Annotated in this window: 21 protein-coding genes; 10 read left to right on the top strand and 11 right to left on the bottom strand. The window is 60.3% G+C overall.

The features are described 5' to 3' along the window. Position 1 precedes the first annotated feature (1 nt). Genes rnc through recO form a run of 3 tightly spaced genes read left to right on the top strand, consistent with a single transcriptional unit; the run spans position 2 to position 2,398 of the window. A complete protein-coding gene (rnc, locus tag WA367_RS13085) occupies positions 2–721 on the top strand; it encodes a ribonuclease III (RefSeq protein ID WP_336057214.1) in 720 nt (239 codons plus the stop codon). Next, on the top strand, positions 718–1,647 hold the full coding sequence (gene era / locus WA367_RS13090) for a GTPase Era (RefSeq protein WP_336057389.1): 930 nt from the start codon (positions 718–720) through the stop codon (positions 1,645–1,647). Before rnc ends, era begins: the two co-directional genes overlap by 4 nt. A 19-nt stretch (positions 1,648–1,666) precedes the next feature. After that, positions 1,667–2,398, top strand: coding sequence for a DNA repair protein RecO (recO, locus tag WA367_RS13095; protein WP_336057215.1), 732 nt, complete (start codon positions 1,667–1,669; stop codon positions 2,396–2,398). Positions 2,399–2,450: 52 nt separating this feature from the next. Here recO and WA367_RS13100 read toward each other — a convergent pair whose 3' ends face one another. The 4 genes from WA367_RS13100 to WA367_RS13115 all read right to left on the bottom strand — a co-directional run bounded on the left by WA367_RS13100 (position 2,451) and on the right by WA367_RS13115 (position 8,254). Beyond that, positions 2,451–4,457 carry a PhoX family protein gene (locus WA367_RS13100; RefSeq protein ID WP_336057216.1) on the bottom strand — a complete coding sequence of 669 codons (2,007 nt, stop codon included), beginning with the start codon at positions 4,455–4,457 and terminating at the stop codon, positions 2,451–2,453. Between the two features lie 144 nt (positions 4,458–4,601). Next, positions 4,602–5,882: a tetratricopeptide repeat protein gene (locus tag WA367_RS13105; protein ID WP_336057217.1), complete on the bottom strand. Its 1,281-nt coding sequence runs from the start codon at positions 5,880–5,882 to the stop codon at positions 4,602–4,604. 134 nt (positions 5,883–6,016) lie between these two features. After that, a complete protein-coding gene (locus WA367_RS13110; protein ID WP_442935590.1) occupies positions 6,017–7,258 on the bottom strand; it encodes an MFS transporter in 1,242 nt (413 codons plus the stop codon). Positions 7,259–7,384: 126 nt separating this feature from the next. Further along, positions 7,385–8,254 carry a mechanosensitive ion channel family protein gene (locus WA367_RS13115; protein ID WP_336057219.1) on the bottom strand — a complete coding sequence of 290 codons (870 nt, stop codon included), beginning with the start codon at positions 8,252–8,254 and terminating at the stop codon, positions 7,385–7,387. Positions 8,255–8,457: 203 nt separating this feature from the next. On the opposite strand from WA367_RS13115, the gene WA367_RS13120 reads away from it, so the two are divergent. Both WA367_RS13120 and WA367_RS13125 read left to right on the top strand, forming a co-directional pair. Then, the gene (locus WA367_RS13120; RefSeq protein ID WP_336057220.1) at positions 8,458–9,564 is read left to right on the top strand and encodes a GNAT family N-acetyltransferase/peptidase C39 family protein; all 1,107 of its coding nucleotides are present in this window, start codon (positions 8,458–8,460) and stop codon (positions 9,562–9,564) included. After that, positions 9,561–11,021, top strand: coding sequence for a RimK family protein (locus tag WA367_RS13125; RefSeq protein ID WP_336057221.1), 1,461 nt, complete (start codon positions 9,561–9,563; stop codon positions 11,019–11,021). The genes WA367_RS13120 and WA367_RS13125 overlap by 4 nt, the downstream gene beginning before the upstream one ends. 4 nt (positions 11,022–11,025) lie before the next feature. Here the strand turns inward: WA367_RS13125 and WA367_RS13130 are convergent, their stop codons facing one another. From WA367_RS13130 to WA367_RS13155, 6 genes are all read right to left on the bottom strand, one after another. After that, positions 11,026–11,631, bottom strand: coding sequence for an HD family hydrolase (locus WA367_RS13130; RefSeq protein WP_336057222.1), 606 nt, complete (start codon positions 11,629–11,631; stop codon positions 11,026–11,028). Further along, entirely contained in the window at positions 11,628–12,479 is an 852-nt protein-coding gene (gene ygfZ / locus WA367_RS13135) for a CAF17-like 4Fe-4S cluster assembly/insertion protein YgfZ (RefSeq protein WP_336057223.1), read from the bottom strand. The genes WA367_RS13130 and ygfZ overlap by 4 nt, the downstream gene beginning before the upstream one ends. Positions 12,480–12,559: 80 nt before the next feature. Further along, positions 12,560–13,255, bottom strand: a complete 696-nt coding sequence (locus WA367_RS13140; RefSeq protein ID WP_336057224.1) for a cytoplasmic protein — start codon at positions 13,253–13,255, stop codon at positions 12,560–12,562. Positions 13,256–13,328: 73 nt separating this feature from the next. Then, positions 13,329–13,586 carry a hypothetical protein gene (locus WA367_RS13145; RefSeq protein WP_336057225.1) on the bottom strand — a complete coding sequence of 86 codons (258 nt, stop codon included), beginning with the start codon at positions 13,584–13,586 and terminating at the stop codon, positions 13,329–13,331. Between the two features lie 152 nt (positions 13,587–13,738). Beyond that, entirely contained in the window at positions 13,739–14,107 is a 369-nt protein-coding gene (locus WA367_RS13150) for a TIGR02301 family protein (RefSeq protein ID WP_336057226.1), read from the bottom strand. A gap of 60 nt (positions 14,108–14,167) precedes the next feature. Then, positions 14,168–14,623, bottom strand: coding sequence for an NUDIX hydrolase (locus WA367_RS13155; protein WP_336057227.1), 456 nt, complete (start codon positions 14,621–14,623; stop codon positions 14,168–14,170). 48 nt (positions 14,624–14,671) lie between these two features. Here WA367_RS13155 and WA367_RS13160 point away from each other — a divergent pair, with 48 nt between their 5' ends. Continuing rightward, the gene (locus WA367_RS13160) at positions 14,672–15,424 is read left to right on the top strand and encodes an SOS response-associated peptidase (RefSeq protein ID WP_336057228.1); all 753 of its coding nucleotides are present in this window, start codon (positions 14,672–14,674) and stop codon (positions 15,422–15,424) included. Positions 15,425–15,516: 92 nt separating this feature from the next. After that, entirely contained in the window at positions 15,517–16,137 is a 621-nt protein-coding gene (locus WA367_RS13165) for a LysE/ArgO family amino acid transporter (RefSeq protein ID WP_336057229.1), read from the top strand. Here WA367_RS13165 and WA367_RS13170 read toward each other — a convergent pair. Continuing rightward, positions 16,111–16,278, bottom strand: a complete 168-nt coding sequence (locus WA367_RS13170; protein ID WP_152552975.1) for a transcriptional regulator — start codon at positions 16,276–16,278, stop codon at positions 16,111–16,113. The two genes, WA367_RS13165 and WA367_RS13170, sit on opposite strands and share 27 nt — an antisense overlap. A gap of 368 nt (positions 16,279–16,646) precedes the next feature. On the opposite strand from WA367_RS13170, the gene cysS reads away from it, so the two are divergent. From cysS to cimA, 3 genes are all read left to right on the top strand, one after another. Then, entirely contained in the window at positions 16,647–18,119 is a 1,473-nt protein-coding gene (cysS, locus tag WA367_RS13175) for a cysteine--tRNA ligase (RefSeq protein ID WP_336057230.1), read from the top strand. A 357-nt stretch (positions 18,120–18,476) separates the two neighbouring features. Continuing rightward, positions 18,477–18,872 (top strand): endonuclease domain-containing protein, encoded by a 396-nt coding sequence (locus WA367_RS13180; RefSeq protein ID WP_336057231.1) that lies wholly within the window; start codon positions 18,477–18,479, stop codon positions 18,870–18,872. After that, on the top strand, positions 18,869–20,482 hold the full coding sequence (cimA, locus tag WA367_RS13185) for a citramalate synthase (RefSeq protein WP_336057232.1): 1,614 nt from the start codon (positions 18,869–18,871) through the stop codon (positions 20,480–20,482). Before WA367_RS13180 ends, cimA begins: the two co-directional genes overlap by 4 nt.

The raw sequence follows: 20,482 nt of genomic DNA on the forward strand, positions 1-20,482 counted from the left end.
AATGTCCGCCAAGAGGCTGAGTGAGAAAGACCTTGCCGGTGCGCTGGACAAGCGCGTCGGCATTCGCATTTCGCGCACCGACCTTCTCAACGAGGCCCTGACCCATGCAAGCGCACGCGAGGCTTCCGGCGCGGACTATCAGCGTCTGGAATTTCTGGGCGACCGGGTGCTCGGGCTGGTCATCGCCGAAATGCTCTACAAGGCTTTCCCCGATGCACCTGAAGGCGAGTTGTCGGTGCGCCTCAACGCACTCGTTAATGGCGATACGCTGGCCGAGGTAGCCCGCGAACTCAAGCTCGACGAGTTGGTCAATATCGGCAGCGAGATGCGTGCCATCGCCCCGCGCAAGCGCGTCAACCTGCTCGCCGACATCATGGAAGCGTTGATCGCGGTCATCTATCTTGAACACGGGCTGGAACAGGCGCGCGAATTCATCCATGCTCACTGGATTGAACGCTCACGGGAGCCCGCAGCCGCCCGCCAGGATGCAAAGACGGCGCTGCAGGAATGGGCACACCAGGCAGCAGGCAATACGCCGCGCTACGCCGTGGTCTCCCGCGAGGGGCCGGACCATGAGCCCGTCTTTACGGTCGAAGTGACCATTGAAGGTTTTCCCGGAGGCCACGGCACAGGCCGGTCCAAGCGGGAAGCAGAACAGGCCGCAGCAAGCTTTGTCCTTGAAAGGGAAGGCGTGTGGCAGAAACAGGCACATTCATCATGAACGAGAACGACAGCACCACCGACAAACAGGAGACGGCAACCCGCTCCGGTTTTGTCGCGCTGATCGGCGCGCCCAATGCGGGCAAATCCACGCTTTTGAACCGGCTTGTCGGTGCCAAGGTGTCCATCGTCACCCACAAGGTGCAGACAACCCGCGCCATGATCCGCGGCATCGCGACCCACGAGCAGACGCAGATCGTCTTCATCGACACGCCCGGCATCTTCCGTCCCCGGCGCAGGCTCGACAAGGCCATGGTCACGACCGCATGGGGCGGAGCGCGTGATGCGGATGTCATCGCCTTCCTCATAGACGCTGAGCGAGGCTTGAAAGGCGATGCGGAAGCGATTCTTGCCGGCTTGAAAGACGTGAAGCAGAAAAAGGTTCTGGTTCTCAACAAGGTCGACCGCGTGCGCCCGGAGGCGCTGCTGGAGCTGACCGCCAAGGCCACCGCCGATGTGGAATTCGACCGCGTCTTCATGATTTCGGCGCTGAACGGCTCCGGCTGCGATGATCTGATGTCATATCTGTCAGAAACGCTGCCAGAGGGGCCGTGGTACTATCCGGAAGACCAGATTTCGGATCTGCCCATGCGCAATCTGGCAGCCGAAATCACCCGTGAAAAGGTCTTCCTGCGTCTGCACCAGGAGCTTCCCTATTCGGTCCATGTCGAGACCGAGCAATGGGAAGAGCGCAAGGACGGGTCCGTGCGCATCCAGCAGGTCATCTATGTGGAACGTGACGGCCAGAAGAAGCTTGTGCTCGGCCACAAGGGCGGCACCGTGAAGGCGATAGGTCAGGCGGCTCGCGAGGAACTGTCAGAAATCCTTGAGCAGAAAGTGCATCTCTTCCTGTTCGTGAAGGTGCGCGAGAACTGGAGCAACGATCCCGAGCGCTATGGGGAGATGGGGCTGGAGTTTCCCACCTGATTGACCGAAGGCGCTTCTGATGGAGTGGCATGACGAAGGGATAGTTCTGGGCAGCCGCAAGCACGGCGAGACCAGCGCCATTCTCGAAGTCATGACAGCCGCTCACGGTCGCCATCTTGGCCTCGTGCGCGGAGGGCGCTCGCGCCGCCTCCAGCCCGTGCTTCAACCGGGTAACCGGGTTACGGTGACCTGGCGCGCGCGCCTTGATGAGCATCTGGGCAGCTTCCAGGTTGAACCGGTCCAGCTTAATGCCGCGCGCCTGATGGAAAGTGCGCTCGCCATTCACGGCATTCAGCTTCTGGGTGCCCATCTGCGCTTGCTTCCCGAGCGCGACCCACATCCCGGACTGTTTACGACGCTCGAAGTCGTGACGGAGCATCTACACGACCCGGATCTTGTCGCACCTCTGATGGCCAGATTCGAACTCGCCATTCTCGACGAACTTGGATTCGGCCTCGATCTCAGCCGCTGCGCATTGACTGGTGCCACCGATGGTCTGGGCTATGTGTCGCCCAAAACAGGCCGCGCCGTCACCCACGAAGCCGGGGCCCCCTGGGCCGACAAGCTCCTGCCCCTGCCATCCCTCATCAGCCGGTCACCGGACCGGATCAACGACATCGCAGGCCAACTTCACGACGCCTTCGCACTGACCGGCTACTTCCTCCACCGCGACGTCTACGAACCCCGCGGCATGGACGAACCCACCTCAAGAGCAGGTTTCATCCAGGCGCTGATGCGTAGCGTCGGATAAAAAAGCGCCGGCAGAAATATGCCGGCGCTCCTTGAGTTCGATTGAAGTGCCATCAGGCGATCTTGCCACCGCCTTGCTTGGTGACCGTGACGACGGCCGGTCGGACTGGGAGGTTGTCGTCGAAGTCGGGCCAGCGGGTTGCGGGCTGTTCGTAGGTGGCCAGACCCTCGTCACCGGGATGCTGAACGGCGAGGAACAGCGTTTCCGATGATGGCGTGAAATAAGGGCCGCACATTTCCGCACCCACCGGCACGCGGAAGAAGAGTTTGGAGGTGCCGCGGGCTTCACCATCGGTGTCGACGGCCCATAGTCCGTCCGTGCGACCGGTCTTGCTTTCGCTGTTACCGTCGGTGGAGACCCAGAGGCGGCCGTCCGCGTCGATGGCGCAATTGTCCGGCATGCCGAACCAGCCATTTTCCGTCGTGGCCGAGGAGAAGCTTGCACCAACTTCGGCAACCGAGGGATCACCGCACTTCAAAAGGATTTCCCAGGTCGACTTGGTGGAAGCGAAATCGCCGTCCGTTTCGGTGATCTCGATGATGTGGCCGAATGCATTGTCCGCCCGCGGATTGGCGGCGTTTTCCTCGCCTTCCTTGCGGCGGGTATTGTTGGTGAGCATGCAATAGACCTTGCCGGTCTTCGGGTTCGGCTGAACATCTTCCGGACGGTCCATCTTGGTCGCGCCCAGAAGATCGGCAGCGCGCCGCGTCTCGATTAGTACATCGGCCTGCGAAGCAAAGCCGTGGGCTTCATCAAGCGGAGCCTCGCCGTGGACGAGCGGCATCCACTCCACCGTGCCATCCTCGTCGAAGCGGGCGACATAAAGCGTGCCATCGTCCAGAAGATCGGCATTGGCGGAAGGGTCACTTTCATTGAAAGTGCCGTTGGTGACGAATTTGTAGACATAGTCGAAGCGCTCGTCGTCACCTGAATAGCAGACAACGCGGCCATCGGAATTCACCACCGTCTCGCAACCCTCATGCTTGAAGCGGCCAAGGGCCGTGCGCTTCTTCGGCACTGAGTTCGGGTTCTTCGGATCGACTTCGACGATCCAGCCGAAACGGTTCGGCTCGTTGGGCTCCTTCGACACGTCGAAGCGGTCGTGGAAACTGCCCCAATTGTACCAGCCGCCGGGTACGCCCATGCGCTTGTAGTTCAGCTCCTCGCGATGGCCCTCGGGCAGCGCGCCACCGAAATAGCCATGTACGTTCTCCTCGGCCGTGAGCCATGTGCCCCAAGGGGTAAGGCCGCCCGCGCAATTGTTGAGCGTGCCGAAAACTTTCGTGCCGGACGGATCGGCATTGGTCTTCACGCGTGCATGACCAGCGACAGGACCGGTGAGCGCCATCTCGGTTTCTGTGGTGATGCGACGGTTGTACTGACTGTCGAGAACGGGCTTCCACTTGCCGCTCTCATCGCGGGCAATCTCGATGACGGTGCCGCCATGGGCTGCCATCTCGATATCGACCAGCTCCTTGGTGAATTCACCGATCTCGACCTTCTGCGTCTCGACCTGCTGCCCGTCCTTTTCTTCCGTGACCGTAACCACCTTGGCGAAATTCGGGAACATGAGTTCCGCATTGGTGTATTCGTGATTTACGACGAGCAGGCCGCGATCTTCCGCGTCGCTCAGCGGTACGAAACCGACATAGTCGTTGTTGTAGCCGAACTGTTTGGCCTGGGCCTCTGCCGTCTGGTTCATCGGGTCGAAATCAGGGGCATCGGCCAGCACTTTGTCGCCCCAGCGAAGAAGCACGTCGGCATCATAGCCTTCGGCAACGTGATGCGTCTCATCCACACCGGCGGCAACTTCCGCGAAGTCGAAGCTGGAGGATACCTCCTGCGCTTGTGCGCGTCCGGCCGAAAGCGCAAGCGGGCTGACAGTGGCGCCGATTGCGGCAACGGCAAGCGAGCCGCGTAGAAAGCCGCGGCGTGAATAGCGGCGATTGATGATGTCGCCCATGGTCGGATTGTCGCTGTCATTGCGACCGACATCTTCAGACGCCTCGCGCATCTCGGTCAGGTTCTCAACTTCGATGGGGGGAACACGCTCGTTCATCACTGCCTCCTGCTGAACCATGCGTTTGCCGACAAACGCGCTGAATATGATCATGCCTGATGGGATTGAGCTTCGGAAGCATGAGCACCGAAGACCCTGTGCCATCAGTTAGAGTTCGTATGTTTCAGGCAGATGACAGCAGCTTCACGACGCGTCGGCAAGCTGACCGGGCAGCGAAATTCGGATCCCCACATCGCCAGCCCTTAGGCGCTCCAGCCATGGAAAGGGAAGCATTGCCTCGATCGCATTGTTGCGCACGGTGCCGGGATAGCTGCAGATCGCGGGTTTGCCGCCCTTCGTGGCGTCAAACAGGCTCCAGATGATTTTTGTCCCGTCGGGCGCTTCATGTTTCGCCTTGAAGCCGGCGGCGGCGAGGCAACCGATATGGTGACCTTTCGGATCGGGTGCTGCTGGGATCGGCTTGAACAGACCGAAGCCGAAAACGCTATCGTGCTGCAGCGCCTGGTTTCGCGCCAGCGGCCAGACATATTCGCGCAGAAAATATTGATCGGCGAAATGCCGGGATTTTACGCCGCGGGAGACGAAATCGCGGATCATCTCATGCATCGGCGGCAATGCACCACGCGACACCGACCAAAGCCCGGCAAGAATGAGCTCGGTATGGGAGCAGAAGTCCCGGATGATGTGAAAACTCTTGCCGCTATCGACCCATTCCTGCGTGGCCGACGCTTCGCGCGGGCCGATGATGGAATCGGCATCGCGGAACATGACCCGGTCCACATCCGGATCATCATAGGCCAGGAAGCGCCACATCGGGCCCGGCCACTGCGCCTGTTCTCCGCGGACGTAGTGGATCTCTGCACCGAGGCTCAAAAGCCGGTCGACAACATGATGCGGCACGGATTGGTCCAGATAGAAGCGCGTCGTCCATTCCGGATAGACGGATCGCTGTGCCTGGGCATTGGCGATTGCCGTCTCGCAATATTTGGGATCGCCTCCGAAAAGGCTGAAGGAGATGACATTGCGTCCCCGTGCCAGTGGTTCGAACGGGGGAGGGGCTGCCACCCTCCACGGGGTTCGCGGCAGCTGAAACTCGCTGTCACGCAGCTCCAGCGCGCGACGGCCATATCTGGATGCTGCCGCCAGGTCGCCAAGCATGCCGGACGCATGCGCTAGCGAATCAAGCGTCTGGTAGTTTTCAGGCTCAAGCTCATAGGCGCGGCTTGCGCAGCGCAGCGCCTGCTCCCAGTTGCGCAGATGGATCATACAGGCTGCTGCGTCGCGCCACAGTGTCGGATGGGCAGGAACCAGCCGCAGGCCACGCTCAACGACCTTGAAGGCTCCATGATAGTCACCCGCCTGAAAGTGGGCCGAAAACTGATCTCCGAGCTTTCGCAAAAGCTTGTTGGTCTGGGGCGTGACCTGCTGCGCCATGGGCGGCAAGCGACCAGGATTGAATGCCATGAACGAACCTCATCAGGCCCCCGCCGGATCAATCTCATACTCGCCGATGAAAACATCGGAGAGAATGTGAAAACGCGCCGCAGAGTGTGCGACGCGTTGTCCCTGAGTGCGAAATAAGGTCGGGCTGATAAGTCTCAGGCGGCTTGCGCAACCGTTGCCCGTTCCACCGGCTTTTCCCGTATCGGCCAATGGACCACCGCCGCGAAGACCCCGAGTGCGACGCCCAGCCACCATACGGGGTCATAGGAGCCGAAACGGTCGTAAAGATAGCCGCCCATCCACACGCCGAGAAACGACCCGATCTGATGGGAAAAGAAAACCAGTCCGCCCAACATGCCCAGATAGCGCGTGCCGAACATGACAGCGACCAGTGCATTGGTCGGCGGAACCGTGGACAGCCATAGAAGACCCATGACGATTGCAAAGGCGATTACACTGCCGGGCGTTTGCGGGAAGAGCAGAAATGCAGTGACCGCCACCGACCGCGCCAGATAGATGAGAGCCAGGAAATAGGGCTTGGAAAAGCGCTGACCGATGGCACCAGAGGCCAGTGAGCCGATGATATTGAAGAATCCGATCAGTGCCAGCGCCAGCACCGCATAGCGCGCATCAATGCCCAGGTCACCGATATAGGCAGGAAAATGCGCGGTGATGAAAGCGACCTGAAAGCCGCAGACGAAGAAGCCGGAAACAAGCAGAATAAAGGAACGATGACCGAAGGCCTCACGCAATGCGGCACCGAAGGTCTGCTCGAACTGTGCGCCCTGCGCCACGCTCCCGCTGCCGGCATTGCCAACGAGCGGCAGAGCCAGAAGCGGAATGATCAGCATGGCAGCGCTCATGTAGATGAGCGTGTCGGACCAGCCGAAGCTGTCGATCATGGCCTGACTGATCGGCGCGAAGAGGAACATGCCCGCCGAACCGGCAGCAGTGCCGATGCCGAAGACAATGCTGCGATTTTCCGGAGCCGTGTTTCTGGCGAAGGCAGCAAGCACTATGCTGAACGAACCCGCAGCAACGCCCAGCCCCACCAGAACGCCGCCGCCCAGATGCAGCATGGTAGCACTTTCCGCTACCGCCATCAGCGCCAGACCAGCCGCATAGAGAGTGCCCGAAAGGGCCAGCACGCGCCAGGTGCCGAAGCGGTCGCTGATTGCACCGAAGATGGGTTGGCCGATCCCCCACATCAGGTTCTGGATCGCCATTGCCAGACCGAAAGTCGTGCGGTCCCATCCCCGATCTTCCAGCATGGGCAGTTGGAAAAAGCCCATGGCAGAGCGTGGGCCGAAGGTGAGCGCGGCAATGATGCAGCCGCAGATAACGATCAGCCAGGGGAAGCCCGGCGTGCCGGTTTCGCTTTTCGCTGCGGCAGTCATTTCGTCCATCCTTCATTCCATCGTCAGATCGTAGCCGATGCTTTGCCACGGACAATCAAATTCGGATGATGCCACAGATCATTTTTTGTGAAGGGCAGGGCGGCTGGTGCCGCCCCTGCCCGAAAGTCAGGCCGCTGTCGTCTTCACTTCTGCGGCAGCGGTAATGAGATGAAGGTCGCGCTGGGGGAAGGGGATGGAAATACCCTTTTCGTCGAATGCTTTCTTGGCCGCCTTGGTCAGGTCGAGGCGCGTCTGCCACCAGTCCGGCGTTGCCGTCCAATAGCGCAGCGTCACATTCACGGCATTGTCGCCCAGTTCGGACACGAATGTCGCGGGTTCCGGCTCGGCCAGAACGCGCTCGTCATTCTGTGCAAGAGACATCATGGTCTCCTGCGCCAGATCGATATCATCATCATAGCCGATGCCGATCACGAGGTCGTTGCGACGTTCCTTGTTGCGCGAATAGTTGATGACGGATTTGTTCCACAGCTCGCTGTTGGGAGCCAGGACATACAGCCCGTCGATCGCCTTGAGCTCGGTCGCGAAGAGCCCGATTTCCACGATCGTTCCCGCTGTCCCGCCTGCATCCACATATTCGCCGACGCGGAACGGCTTCAACACAAGAAGCATGATGCCGGCGGCGACATTTTGCAGCGTGCCCTGCAAGGCCAGGCCGATGGCAAGACCGGCCGCACCAAGCGCTGCGAGAATACTTGCAGTCTGTACCCCGAACTGCGCAAGGACGGTCACACCTACGAGAATGAGTACGGCATATCGCGCGGTCTTGGACAGGAAGCGGCACAGCGTCTGATCGAAGGAGCGCATCCGCCCCAAGGCTTTTGCCAGTGAGCGCTCCACCACACCGGCTACAATGAAGCCTGCGATGATGAGAACGATCGCGCCGAGGATGGAAAAGGCATAGCTGACGACGAAAGCGCTGGCCGCAGCCACCATCGTCTCGCCCGCAGTCATTATCTGTGCTGTGTCGAACTCCATCGAAATCCCGCCTCCTTATGCTCGTTACCCGCCTTTTTTCAGGCTCGTCTGATTGCCGCCGTGTGGCAGACTTGAGCGGCTATTGAAACCGCTTGCGATTGTTTCTTCGCTCAAAATTATGTCACGGCGCGATTTTCTCAATTCCCGCGTCTCCTCGCCAGTGCTATGGATTATGAACGCAACGCGAGGCACACCGCACTCAAATGAATGCCGACATACGTCCGGCACGCGCATCCGATCTTGATGCGCTCCTGCAGATCGAAAACAGCGTCTTCACCACCGACCGGATCTCCCGCCGCTCGTTTCGCCAGCACATTGAAAGCAACAGCGCCAGTCTTCTGGTCTGCGAACACGGCAAGCGCATCGTCGGCTATTGCCTGGTGCTTTACCGCGCAGGCAGCGGGGTTGCGCGGCTTTACTCCATAGCCGTTGCCAAGGATGCGGGCATTGCAGGGCTCGGGCGTGCGCTGCTTGCTGCTGCCGAGCGTGAAGCCTACCGGCACGAGCGCCTCATCCTGCGCCTTGAGGTGCGCGAGGACAATTCGCGTGCCATCGAAGTCTACCAGCGCGCCGGCTTCCACCGTATAGGGCGCGAGGCGGAATATTACGAGGATGGCTCCCCTGCCTTGCGCTTCGAGAAACTGTTGCGAGGCGATGCCATCACGACCCAGCCTGTCCCCTATTACGAGCAGCGCGAGGATTTCACATGCGGACCCGCATGTCTGATGATGGCGATGGCCCGCTTCAGACATGATTTCAAACCCGATCCGGTCTTTGAAATCCGGCTTTGGCGCGAGGCGACCACGGTCTTCATGTTGTCCGGCCCCGGCGGGTGCGAGCCCTTCGGTCTGGCTGTGGCAGCAGCAGAGCATGGGCTGGCTGTCTCGGTCTATGTCTCGCAGAAGGGCCCGCTCTTTCTCGATTCCGTACGCGCGCCGGAAAAACAGCGTGTCATGCGACTGGCCCAGCAGGATTTTTTGCGTCGGGCAACCGCGCTCGGGATCGAAACCCATCGTCGCGCATTCACGCTGGAGGACATCAAGGCGGCTCTTGGGTCCGGTCATCTGGCGGCTGTCCTGATAAGCGGCTACCTGATGTTCGGAAAGAAGGTGCCGCATTGGGTTCTGGCCATCGGGTGCGACGACGATCATGTCGTGGTGCATGACCCGTGGGTCGAGGAGGAGAGGGGGGAAACGGCCGCCGACGCTGCAGCCATTCCCATACCCAATGAGGTTTTCATGCGCATGGCGCGCTTTGGACGGAACGGCCTGCGCGCCGCCGTCATATTGGGAGACAATGGCGCCAAATGAGCTGGGTCATTTTAACGAGCCGACCGGGCGATCTCGACCAGACCGCCACCCCGCACAAGATCATCACGAGCAAGGACTACCTGACCCATCCCTCCCTGTTTCGCGGTCAGGCGCCAAAGATCATCAATCTTTCCAGCAGCTACAGCTATCAAAGCCGCGGCTATTACGCCTCGCTGCTGGCAAGTTCGCGCGGCCACAAGGTCATCCCGTCGGTGGAAACGCTGATCGACCTTTCGGCACGCAAGCTTTATGAGAACGCGCTGCCCGAACTTGAGCAAACGCTCAATCGTTGCCGCAAGGAAATCGGCGGAAGCTTCCCCCAGCGCGTCTCGATCTTCTTCGGTATCGGCCCTTCAAAGGCGTGGGACCGCTTCGCGCGGCTGCTCTTCGACTGGTTCCGCGCCCCCGCCCTTGAAGTCGCGATCGAGGACGGGGAATGGGCGACGATCAGGAAGATCGGTTTCCTGCCTCTTGCGCGCATGAAAGAGGACGAAAAGACCCGCTTTCTCGACGGGCTCGACACCTATACCAGCCGCCAATGGCGCGACAAGAAGGCCCGCACCCCTGCGCGTTACACCTTTGCGACCCTGATCGATCCGCAGGAAGAACTGCCCCCATCCTCCGTCAGTTCACTGAAGCACTGGTCGCGTATTGCCGAGAAAATGGGCGTCGAGATCGAGCCGATCGGCAAGAAGGACTTGGCACGGCTTGCCAATTTCGATGCGCTCTTCATCCGCGAGACAACTTCGATCTCCAACCACACCTACCGTTTTGCCCGTAGAGCGGAGCAGGAAGGCATGCCTGTCATCGACGATCCGCTGTCGATGATCCGCTGCACCAACAAGGTTTACCTCAACGAGCTCATGGCCGCGCATCGCGTGCCCGTTCCGCCCACGGTGATGATTTCAGGCCCCACCGATTTGCAGGCGGCTGCGGACAAGCTTGGCTTCCCGCTTGTCCTCAAGATTCCCGACAGCGCATTCTCGCGTGGCGTGAAGAAGGCCGCGAATATGGAGGAGCTGCAGAAGCTGGCCACCAAATGGCTGGAAGGTTCCGACCTCCTGATTGCACAGAAATATATGCCGACAGATTTCGACTGGCGCATCGGCGTGCTGGGCGGAAAACCCCTGTTTTCAGTGCAGTATCTGATGGCCAAGAAGCACTGGCAGATCGTCAATCACGATCGCCGCGGCAAGCCGGATGAGGGCGGCTTCCGTGCGTTCACCCTGGCGCAGACGCCGGAGCATGTGGTGGATATCGCCGTGCGCGCTGCACGCTGCATCGGCGACGGGCTCTATGGCGTGGACCTGAAGGAGACACCGGAGGGCGTGTTCGTGATCGAGGTCAACGACAACCCCAATCTGGAACATGGCTGCGAGGATGCAGGCGAGAAGGACGAGGTCTGGATCAAGCTGACCCAGTGGTTCCTCGACCGCCTGGAGCGCGCCGGTCGCTAGGGGCCTAGCCTGCCCGCATTGCCTCGATGGCTTCGAAGCGCTTGATGAAGGCAGCCTGTGCCTTGCGAGCGGGCATTGGCTCAAGCGGCAGATAGTCCGGATCGACCCCCCGCGGCTGTCCAAAGAAGCGCTCTGCCTCGTCGGACGCGAAACCTGCAAGCTGCGTTGCCTCGAAATAGGCGGCAACCTGATCGGCCCTCTTGATTGCACGCTTCAGCTTCACGTCGATGGTTGGCGGCAGCGAGAAGCGGATATGGATTGCCCGCTGCAGTCGGCGTTCCACCGACTTGTAGTCATCGCCAAGGGTCGCCTTGAAAGGGGAGATCATGTCGCCGATGACATATTCGGGCGCATCGTGCAAAAGCGCGATCTGAAATGCTTCTGGGCCTGCGTCGCGGTTGAGTATCTCGAAAACCCGCTCGACCAGAAGCGAGTGCTGGGCGACCGAAAAGGCGTAGTCGCCATTGGTCTGTCCATTCCAGCGCGCAACGCGGGCAAGACCATGGGCTATATCCGAAATCTCGATATCGAGCGGGGAAGGGTCGAGCAGGTCAAGGCGGCGCCCTGAGAGCATGCGCTGCCAGGCGCGTAACGGAGCGGATCGCCTCATGCTTCTGGCTCTTTCTCAAGCGAGAAGTTCGCATAAGCCGGAACGCTGAGGCTGAGCGTCGCGTCACCCGCATTCACAGTTTCGCCATTGGCTGCGGCATCGGCGACACGGTCGATGCGCACAATGGCCAGCCCCGTAGTGCCGCTGACGGTGCCAAGACGGCCGATCTCGCGCTCTCCGACCACAATGGCCGAACCAGATTCAGGCAGTGGAGTGTCCGCGCGAACCTTCACCAAGCGACGCCGGGCGGTCCCGCGGTGATGCATGCGCGAGACGACTTCCTGCCCGACATAGCAGCCCTTGCGCAGCCCGACGCCGCCGCCGTAATCGTAGAGAATGTCGTGGGGGAAGGCGTCACCCAGCTCGAAGTCGCGCCCGCTTTCCGCTACCGCATGTTCGATGCGCATGGCCTCCCATTCGGCACCGCCCGCATCAGTCACGCCACCTTTGGCATAGCTGCGAAACACCTGTGCATCGCCGAAACGAAGATCGCGGCAGACGGCTGAATCGGATTCTGAACTTTCTGAATCATTATCCCAGATAGCAAGCACAGTCTCTTGATCGGCAAGGGAAATTTCCGCCTTGGCGCGCAGCTTGTAAAGCGTCAGGCGCTTGACGAGGTCTGCTGCAACATCGCCACGCACATCCAGCCGGAACCCCCGATCCTCCAGCCGTGAGATGACGAAATCGAACAGGATCTTGCCCTGCGGCGTCAGCAATGCGCCCGCCTGCGCTTCGCCTTCACCAAGCTTGTCCAGATCGGTGGTAATGACATTCTGGAGCAGGTTTTCGGCATCCTTGCCGGTGACATGGATGACGGCCCGGTCTTCAAATACTCGCCTCGCCATAACGCCCTCACGATCTCATGCGCTGGAAACTGCGGCTATAGCTATGCGTGCTGCTTGAAGGTGGCAAGGGCGGGGCTTGCTCAGTCGCCCGCAACGAAAAAAAGCCATTCTCCATCCGGCGTGATTGCCGTGCGATAGAAAATATAGGCACCGAAGGTGCGCATCTCTTCATAGTCGCCTGCAGTCACCAGCTTGAACAGCTCTACCTTCTGGGCAGGCGTCAGCTCTTCCAGCGGCACGGAGAAGAAATAGGGCCAGACATAAAGCTCCCGCTCCGTGCCCTCATCCAGATGCACGAAACCCGCTTCGAGAACTTCCAGCAGGATCGCCAGGATTTCCTGACCCTCATCATCGCCCGAAATCTCGCGCAGGAACTCGATCGGGTCGCCTTCCAGCCCGCCAAGCGCCATCTGTGTGCGGTTGGCTCCGGTTCCGATCAGCGGGCGCAGATTCTCGATGTCGCCGCTGCGCGCAGCATCCATCAGAAGTTTGCGCATGCGCTGCACGGGCTCCGGCAGGGCTGAAATGTCGTACAGCACGTCTGGAATGGGCGTTTCCTCACGCGTATCGGGGCGCGTGACATTGCCCTCCGGCGGCTCGCCGTTCTCCGCCTCAGGCTTGTCGCCTTCCTGCGGGAGAGGAATCTGTGAACTTGGGGCAGGGCGTGACTCACCCTCGATCTCGTCATCAAGGCCGGTGCTGGAGCCGGCTGCGGCCAAGCTGGCGGCAGTCGTGAAGAGAAGCAGGAATGTTCCCGCCAATAGTGAACGGTGCATCGAGGGCTGGTCCCGGCCAGGATGTACAAAGGCAGATATTCCGTCCGCCTTTATAGCACGGAAGACGTCGAAATCAGTGGCAGACGCGTTCGGCTGCGAAATCGCCGGCCATGACGCGCGTGCGCATCTGGTCCAGGAGGTCGAGGAACTTGTCTTCGCAGCCCATGCGCACGAGCTCTTCCATGGCCGTTTCCAACGCTTCCTCGGCAATGATTTCAGGCTCTATGCCAGCCCAGAGGCCTTCAGCCCAGGCAGCGCTGTGGCTTGCAGCCGAGCTGCTGCGCTTTTCTTCCTCAAGCTTCGCGTCGATATCTGCGGCAGTCATATGCATGTTTTGAAACTCCACCCGCGCAACCTTACAAACAGACGCTGCGCGTTGATCCCGATTACATCCCCCGCAATGAAAATAGCATGAGCGATGCACTGCTGCCCCAAAACGCACAGGTCGTGGTAAATATTGCGTAAGCGCGGCGCAGATTTCGCCTAATTGCCGTAGCGAAGCACCATTTCGTCGGCAATTTCCGCACCTTCATCCATATATCTGCGATAGGCATGGCGTGCTGATGGCGTGCAGCGGCGATAGATCGCCTCGAAAGAGCGGTAGCCGTGATTGAAGCGCGATATCATGTTGCTGCGGTGGTCCGCCTCCGGCCCCTCGGCCTGTAGAAGCGAGAGCATCCGCTCACGCCAGACGTCGCTTTTCTCGCCGCACAGATTGCTCAGAAAATGAACCGAACCCAATACCTCCGCCAGGCGCAGAAGCTGCTTGTCGTAGGGCGTCTCGATGGCGCGTGCCGACAGCGGTGCCGCCAGGCTGGAAATCGCGGCCAGGGCCAATATGGTTCGTCTCAATCCCATGCCTGCTTGTTGCGTCCAATCCTGCTGCCATGCAAGACAAATCTGTCGTGATTGTTAAGACGCAGGCGGCGCAGAAAGATCTTCGGCAATGTCCAGCGTTGATCCGATCACCGGCATCCGGCGCATCTCTTCCAGATCATACCAACCCGCTTCGCGTGCATCACTGCCCGCGCTCAACTCGCCGCCGGTCATGCCGAGCCTGAATACATCGAGCCGGAAGGGCGGCTTGCCATCCACATTCGGCACCATGATCTGGCAGAGATGCTGCGGCGTTGATCCGGTTATGCCGGTTTCTTCACGCAGTTCCCGCAGCGCGGCCTGTTCGGGTGTTTCGCCAGGCTCGAGCTTGCCACCGGGAAAACCGTACTGATCCGCATAGGGTGGATTGATGCGTCGGGTCAGAAGAAACTTGCCATTCCTCTCGACCACCACGGCAACCGCGGCTATCTCGTTCAATGCGTGCTCTCCCGACTTGTGACGGTTCCAACTGTCGCATGCCATTGCAAGCATGCCTGGCCCTCCCTACCATTTGCAGGCAGCAGGCTGAAAGGACGAACGATGTGTGGCCGGTTCTCGCTAACCGCTTCGCCTGAAGAGGTGGAAGCGCTTCTGGGCGTGGTTGACGTGGATGCCTTTCCCCCGCGCTACAATATCGCGCCGACGCAGCCTGTGCTGATGGCCTGCTCCACGGGTCCACGGGAACCCGGCTCCAATCTGCCCGACCGGGAGGCGAAGCTGGTGCGCTGGGGCTTTCTGCCCTCATGGGTCAAGGATCCCAAGAAATTCCCGCTCATCATCAATGCACGCAGCGAGTCGGTTACCGAAAAGAACAGCTTCCGCGCCGCAATACGTCATCGCCGCGCGCTGCTGCCGGCCTCCGGTTTCTACGAGTGGCGCAGGGAAGGGGGCAAGAGCGTGCAGGCCTATTGGGTGCGCCCCCGCGATGGCGGCGTCATCGCCTTTGCCGGCCTGATGGAGACCTATAGCGAACCTGGCGGCAGTGAAATCGACACGGGCTGCATTCTCACCGCGACGGCAAATGAGGAATTCGCGCCCATCCACGACCGCATGCCGGTGATGATCCCCCGAGAGGAATTCGGGCGCTGGTTGGACTGCATCAACAACGAGCCGCGGGACGTGGCCGACCTCATGGTGGCGCCGGAGCCCGGCTTCTTCGAAGCCATCCCCGTTTCCAATCTCGTCAACAAGGTTGCCAATACCGGTCCTGAAATCCAGGAGCGCGTGCAACCGGCAGAAACAGGCAAACCTGCCGAGAAGCCGGTCGACGACGCGCAGATGCAGCTCTTCTGATCCAGCGGGCGCATGGGCCGAAACAGCTGGATTAAGCGCTGGGGCCAGTGGCCCACTTGCGGCCCCGGTCCCCGGGCGGCATAGGGGAAGCCATGACAGCTTCTCTTCTCGCTCCCCTTGCCGCCGGTTTTCTGCTCGGCGGCTCCCTCATCATCGCAATTGGCGCGCAGAACGCGTTCATCCTGCGCCAGGGTCTGTTGCGCGAGCATGTCTTCGTGCTCTGCCTCATATGTGCGCTGGCAGATGCGGTGTTGATTCTGGCCGGTGTGGCGGGTGTGGGAACGTTTGTTTCCAACTCTCCGCGCCTCATCACCATCGTGACCTTGGGGGGAGGGCTGTTTCTCAGCGTCTACGCCGTCATGGCATTTCGCCGGGCGCTTCATCCGGAAGGTATGAGTGCTGCGCGTAACGGCGATGGCTCGCTGCGCGACGCGATTGCGACCTGTCTGGCTTTCACCTTCCTCAACCCCCATGTCTACCTCGACACGGTGGTGCTCATAGGTTCGCTCTCCGGAGCCTATGAAGGGAACGCGCGTGCGGCCTATGCTGCAGGTGCAGTGGCTGCATCCTTCACATGGTTTTTCGCACTGGGCTATGGCGCGCGGCTGCTTCAGCCGTTTTTCGCGCGCCCAGCCTCCTGGCGCATTCTCGACACGCTGATAGGTGCCGTGATGCTCGCGCTGGCCTTAAGCCTCTTCGCGCGGCTGGTATGAGCGCTTCTTCGGCTCTTCCTGCTTTGGCTTGGAGCAGCAAAGCGCACCCCTGACAGCGGCAGGACCGACATTGCGGTACTCTTCCACGAGCTGCGCCTTCATCTCTGGTTTCGCTTCGGTGTTCGCTTGAACTTGGGCCATGATAATTGCCTGGCTATTCCTGTTTCACTTCCTGGCGATTTGCTGAGCGATTCCGTCGAAATCATGTCGCTAACGTCTCAGCGCGGCTCCAGTTCATAAAAAATGCGCCCAGATGCTTAACATCCTGTTCACGATGACTTTCGCACATTCACCAATTTGGAGCTTCAATTGAAGCGAAAGCCGCGCTTGACGCGCGGTTGCATCAAGGCGATAACCACGCCCATGAAAACGCCGTGCACCACGATCTGCATTTGCATTATTGGCTAGCGCCTCACGCTGGTCCGGTCGTTTTCGCCCTCGCTTCCCTGACACGAAAAACGCCCTGGCCAGCCGGCCGGTCACGTGGTTCATCGTCAATGGGATAGGGCATGTCTGAAAACGATCAAAAACTGCGCATCTACAACACGCTCACCCGCGAGAAGGAGGTTTTCGAGCCTCTCGATCAGAAAAATGTGCGCATGTATGTCTGCGGGCCGACCGTCTACGACTTTGCCCATATCGGCAATGCACGGCCTGTCATCGTGTTCGACGTGCTGTTCCGCCTGCTGCGCCACCTCTATGGTGAGGAGCATGTCACCTATGTGCGCAACATCACCGACGTTGACGACAAGATCAATGCGCGCGCCCTTCGCGACTTTCCCGGCCTGCCGCTCAACGAGGCAATCCGCAATGTCACGGAAAAGACGGCAAACCAGTTCCACGAGGACGTGAAGGCTCTCGGCTGCCTTGAGCCGACGGTGGAGCCACGCGCGACCGATTTCGTCCTACCGCGCGACGACGGCAAGGCCGACATGGTGAGCCTGATTCAGTCTCTCATCGATCGCGGCCATGCCTATGCGGCCAAAGGCGAAATCCTTTTCGACACCACCTCGATGGCCGACTATGGCGGCCTCTCCAAACGCAAGCTGGAAGACCAGCGCGCCGGCGCGCGGGTGGCAGTCGATGACCACAAGAAAAACCCCGGCGATTTCGTGCTCTGGAAGGAATCCTCAGGCGAAGAACCCGGTTGGGATGCAAGCTTCACCGTCGACGGAAAGCTGCTCGTCATCCGCGGCCGTCCGGGCTGGCATATCGAGTGCTCGGCCATGTCGGCAGCCTATCTTGGCGAGACCTTCGACATTCACGGTGGCGGGCTGGACCTGATCTTCCCCCATCATGAAAACGAGATTGCCCAGTCCCGCTGCGCCCACGGCACCGACATGATGGCGCGCTACTGGATGCATAACGGCTTCGTGCAGGTCGAGGGCCGCAAGATGTCGAAGTCGGAAGGCAACTTCATCACCATCCACGACCTGCTCCACACCGAAAAATTCGGCGGCCGCAAATGGCCCGGCGAAGTGCTGCGCCTTGCGATGCTGATGACGCATTACCGGGAGCCCATCGATTTTTCGGTGCGCAAGCTTGAGGAAGCGGAGAGCGTGCTCGATGGATGGTACCGTGCTGTCGGTGAGGCGCAGACGGGCGGCATCGACTGTGCAGACACGATCGGCGCCTTGCTGGACGACGTGAATACGACTGGTGCCATCACCGCGCTGCACGAATTGCGTGCCGAAGCGGCCAAGGGCAGCGAAGGCGCCCGCAAATGCCTCAAGGCGAGCGCAGCCCTTCTCGGCTTGCTCGGTCAGACCGAAAGCGAGTGGTTCGCCTCCAAGGTATCGGCGGACACTGACACCGCCAGCCTGGAAGAGCGTGTCACAAGGCGCCTCACGCTGCTCAAGGAAAAAAACTTCACCGAAGCCGACCGCATTCGTGACGAGCTTGCCGCTGAGGGTATCCAACTGATGGATTACAAGGACCCTGAGACTGGCGAGCGTCGGACGAAATGGGAGGTGAAGGGGTGAGGGAGCTTCTCTGATGAACGTGAAGCGCAGGCACCCCCCTCTGTCCTGCCGGACATCTCCCCCACAAGGGGGGATATTGGCTTGCGCGCATGCTTTCGCCATAGCTCTGAAGGAAACGCACAACCTCTCCACCTGCAATCTCCCCCCTCGTGGGGGAGATGCCCGGCAGGGCAGAGGGGGGCGTGACGAGTCGGAAACCTTCGAGCTTCATCCGCAGCGCTGTGAGGAAACCCTCTGCCAGTTTGCCGCCAAGCCCTCCACCCGCAATCTTCCCCCTCGTAGGGGAGATGCCCGGCAGGGCAGAGGGGGGCGTGAAGGGGCGCTGAAATCTGCATTTTTGACTGCAGGAGTCAGCTGATGCCACATACTCCTGTTCCGCCCCGCACCCGATCAAATGCCAAGGCCATGCGGCGCCAGATGACGTCTGCAGAATTGAAGCTCTGGAACGAATTGCGCGCACATCGCCTGATGGACCTGCCCTTCCGCAGACAATACCCTGTCGCTGGCTATATCGTCGACTTTGCCTGTCCGGCCAGAAAGCTGATTGTTGAAGTCGACGGCTCGCAGCATGGGGAAGCAGACAATCGCCGTCTGGACAATCTGCGCACCAAGCGCCTTGAAGCTGACGGCTGGACCATCATCCGCTTCTGGAACGACGACATCCTTCATTCCCTCGATGGTGTCTGCAGCCATATCGTGGCTGTGGCGCAGTCGATGGGAGATCACCCGAACCCACCGGAACTCCGCCCATGACCCGCGAACGCATCTATCTCTTCGACACGACCCTGCGCGACGGCCAGCAGACGCCGGGGATTGATTTTTCGGTCGAGGACAAGCAGGCAATCGCGAAGATGCTGGACGAATTCGGCATTGATTATGTCGAGGGCGGCTATCCGGGTGCAAACCCGACCGACACGGTGTTTTTCGAGAAGAAGCGCACACAGCGCGCGCAATTCGTGGCTTTCGGCATGACGAAGCGTTCCGGCGTTTCCGTGTCGAACGATCCGGGCGTCGCTGGCCTCCTGCAGTCGAAGGCCGACGCCATCTGCTATGTCGCGAAAAGCTGGGACTATCATGTGCGCGTGGCGCTTGGCTGCACCAATGAGGAGAATCTCGAATCGATCAGCGCATCAGTAACCGCCGCCCGCGAGGCAGGGCGCGAGGCGATGGTGGATTGCGAGCATTTCTTCGATGGGTACAAGGCCAATCCGGACTATGCGCTGGCCTGCGCGAAGGCCGCGATCGCGGCGGGTGCGCGCTGGGTGGTGCTGTGCGACACCAATGGCGGAACGCAGCCGGCGGAAATCCGCGAAATCGTGAAAGCGGTGATCGAGGCAGGCATTCCGGGCCAGAATCTCGGCATCCACGCTCATGACGATACCGGCCAGGCGGTCGCCAACTCGCTTGCTGCCGTTGAAGCGGGTGTCCGCCAGATCCAGGGCACGCTGAACGGCATCGGGGAGCGCTGCGGCAATGCCAATCTCGTCACGCTCATTCCCACGCTGCTATTGAAGCCGGCCTATGCGGAGCGTTTCGAGCTTGGCATCGCGCGTGATGATCTGGCTGGCCTGACCAAACTTTCGCGCGCCTTTGATGAATTGCTCAACCGAGCTCCGGATGCGCAGGCGCCCTATGTCGGCGCCTCGGCCTTCGCGACAAAGGCGGGTATCCATGCCTCTGCGCTGCTGAAGGAGCCGGAAACCTATGAACATGTGCCGCCGGAAGTCGTCGGCAATTCGCGCCGGGTCATGGTGTCCGATCAGGGCGGCAAGGCGAATTTCATCGCCGAACTGAAGCGGCGCGGCATCGCGGTCGCAAAGGATGATCCCCGCCTTGATACGCTGATCGCACTTGTGAAGGAGCGCGAGGCTCAAGGCTATGCTTATGAAGGGGCCGATGCGAGCTTCAACCTTCTTGCCCGCCGAACGCTTGGCCAGGTGCCGGAATTCTTCAAGGTCGACAGCTTCCGCTGCATGGTGGAACGACGCTACGATGCCAATGGCAGCCTGAAGACGGTTTCCGAGGCCGTTGTGCGCGTGACGGTGGACGGCGAGGAATTGATGTCGGTGGCAGAGGGGCACGGCCCGGTCAACGCCCTCGATATCGCGCTGCGCAAGGATCTGGGCAAATATCAAGCCGAAATCGCTGACCTATCGCTCACCGATTACAAGGTGCGCATCCTCAATGGCGGCACCGAAGCCATTACCCGTGTACTAATCGAAAGTCAGGATGGTACAGGCCGCAGATGGTGGACGGTCGGCGTGTCGGACAATATCATCGACGCATCGTTCCAGGCCTTGATGGACTCTATCGTCTACAAGCTGGTCACCAATCGCGAAAAGGTCGGCCTCGCGGCCGAATAG

It is taken from the genome of Nitratireductor sp. CH_MIT9313-5 (assembly GCF_037029545.1).
GTDB lineage: Bacteria > Pseudomonadota > Alphaproteobacteria > Rhizobiales > Rhizobiaceae > Chelativorans.